Here is a 2,990-nt window from a genome sequence, read left to right as displayed (position 1 = left end):
AAGACAAGAGCATCCCGGAGGATTACCGCGACCGGATAACCTCTCTTTTGGAAGATTTCGATATCCTTCCGAGAAGCAAAAAGACCGCACAGCGGGTAGAGTCTGCCAGGGAGTTCTTGGAGAGGCAGAAGCAGGCGGGTGAGGATGTCACGATTCCCGAGTCGATGCTTAACCGGATCGAACGCTACGGCAAAACCCATTGGCGGGAGCTGACGCTGGATCAGTTGAGGGAGATCCACGACCAGGCGAAGATGTACGAACACCTGGGGAAGATGAAAAACAAGCTCCTCAAGGCCCGGCAGAAGAAGGATTTTGAAGCGACGGTCCAGGGGCTTATTGACGAGATCTCGAAGAATTGGGGAATCAAACAGGCGGGGCCTGCGGACATCGAGGCCATGTTCCTCGAACCTTCGGCGCTGGAGGGAATGGGCCAGTTCAAGGACTCCTACCTCGGATCGCTGACCAAAGTGGAAACCTACCTGAGGCGGCTGGATGGGTTCAAGGACATGGGGCCGGTATGGGAGAGGACTTACCTTCCTGTCAAAGAGGCGTCGGATGCCGAATATAGAAACCTGGCCGATATAACGGGCAAGCTGCAAAAACTCTTCGAGCCGATGAAAAAGACGCTCACGAAAGAGAAATTCAAGATCCCCGGCGTGAACCAGTTTGTCACGAGGGAGACCGTCATCATGGTTGCCCTGAATTCAGGGAACGAAGGAAACCTGAACGCCCTGAAAAATACCATCTACAAGTGGGACGACGCCCAGATCCAGGCGATATTGAACAACGTGACGCCGGATGAATGGAAGCTCGTCCGGGGGGTCTGGGATCTGTTTGAGGAGCAATTCCCAAAACTGTCCGAAGTCTACAAGAACCTATCCGGCGTGAACCTCAAGAAGGTCGAGGGGGATTACTTCCCGTTGGTGTTCGATCGGAAACTCTCCTGGATTGCCGACAAGAACGCCACGGAGCAGGAGCTTAGGGACTTCTTCAAGTCGATCTACACAAGACCCTCCGTCAAGAGCGGATCGACAATAGAGCGTGTCGGCGGGACTCTTCCCCCGAAGCTGAAATTCACCGTGATCTTCGACAAACTGGCCGAAATTAACCACTATATTACCCATGCCGAAGCGGTTAGAGACGTGCAGAAGATCCTCGGAGATCCAAGGGTAAGGGCGGCAATCGAGGGGACGCCTGCGGGGATTGGCGGTGCGGTAGGCTATCGGGAGATGATGACCTGGCTGCAGGACGTGGCGCGTCAAAAGGCTGATCCTTTGTCGGCGGTGGAGTCTGCGATTAAAACCGCCCGAATCAACACGACTGCGGTGGCGATGGCATGGAAGTTCTCAACGGCTGCGGTGCAATGGCTGGGGATGGGGAACAGCATCTACAAACTCGGAATGGGGGAGATGGCCAAAGGATTGGCGGAGTTTTACACCAACCGGGAAGCGATGGTCGAGCGGATTAAAGGGATGTCTGCGGAGATGGCCGGCCGGGCGAAGTCGTTTGATCGTGAGTTGCGGGACGCTTACAACCGGATCGGCCTGGAGCATTTCCGGGGGTCTCAGGCGCTGAAGGATTCGTTTTTCTCACTGATCTCGTTGATGGACATGGCTGTTGCCTATCCGACGTGGTTGGCGGCCTACAACAAGGGCATGAAGGATTATTCAGACGAGACGAAGGCGGTGGAATTTGCCGACATGACCGTGCGGATGACGCAAGGAAATGCCCTGGCCAAGGACCTGGCCGGGATTCAGAGGGGGTCGGAACTAAAAAAGATCATGTCGATGTTCTACACCTTCTTCTCCGCATATCATCAGATGATGTCCGACGCTTGGCTGAAGTTCAAGTTCGACAAGACGGGACAGAATTTCAGCGATTTGGTGAAAGCCTGGTGGTGGCTGACCATCGGTCCGGCGGCGATAGATTATCTCATGAAGGAGCGGGATGTGCCTTCTCCTGGGGATTTCCTGAAGAACGTCCTTCAGATGCGCCTTACGGCCTATCCGGTGATCCGGGACCTGACCGGGGCGGTGCTGACGGATTATGATTATCAGTTCTCCCCGGTGGCTCGGGCGGGGGAGGTGGTGGCCCGGGGGGCAAAGGAAGCCGTGAAGCTCTTCACGCCTGGGGAAGAGGCGGAACTGGACAAGCTGTTGAAATACGGAATCGAGTCGGCCGGGTATGTGTTTGGACTCCCGACCGGGCAGGCGGTAGTCACCATGCAGGGGTTGATTGATTTAATGAACGGGGACACTTCGGACCCGACGAGGCTGATGTTCAGGGCTCCTCGGGAAGAGGAATAGGAGGCACATCATGACAGTATCGACGACGATCAACAAGGAAAGTTTCGACGGGGACGGGGTTACAGTAGCCTTCCCGTTTACCTTCAAGGCGCTGGAAGAGACGGACATCAAGGTTATCGTCCGGAGCGCTCTGGGTGTCGAAACGACTCTGACCAAGGACACGCACTACACCGTTGCGGTGAATGCCACGGTCGGCGGGACGGTCACGCTGATCGGTACTTACGCGGCGGCTCCCCCGGCAAGCGGGGAGACGGTCGTGGTGTACCGGGACGTCCCTTATACCCAGGAGATTAACCTGGTTGAGAATGATCCGCAATATGCGGAGGTTCTTGAGGAAGGGTACGACCGGGCCGTCATCCTGATCCAGCAGTTGAAAGATTTGCTCAGTCGGGCGCCGCTGCTGCCAATTACCGCCGGAGTTGCCAACTTGGCCCTTCCGGAACCGGATGCGTCCAAGTATCTTCGCTGGAACATAGCAGGGGACGCGCTGCAAAATGTTGGCCTGTTGTCTGCGGATCTCCCGGTTGATGGAGATTTGGCCACGTTTTTGGAAACGCCTTCGTCTGCTAATCTCGCCGCCGCCGTCACGGACGAAACGGGCAGCGGAGCGCTGGTATTTGCGAACTCGCCGACTATTACAACACCGACAATATCAGGACATCCGGTAATTGAGGGAGTCACGCC

General features: G+C 56.1%; 2 protein-coding genes. Both read left to right on the top strand.

The window, feature by feature from the left end; genetic code table 11:
• Positions 1-2,306: hypothetical protein (locus tag PHU49_16485; protein MDD5245607.1), on the top strand; the 2,306-nt coding region annotated here is incomplete at its 5' end.
• Positions 2,307-2,316: 10 nt separating this feature from the next.
• Positions 2,317-2,990: hypothetical protein (locus tag PHU49_16480; GenBank protein ID MDD5245606.1), on the top strand; the 674-nt coding region annotated here is incomplete at its 3' end.

The sequence above is a fragment of the Syntrophorhabdaceae bacterium genome, assembly GCA_028713955.1.
Classification (GTDB): Bacteria; Desulfobacterota; Syntrophorhabdia; order Syntrophorhabdales; family Syntrophorhabdaceae; genus UBA5609.
Note: the sequence above shows the minus strand (reverse complement) of the source record. Positions and strands in the feature narration are given on the sequence as shown.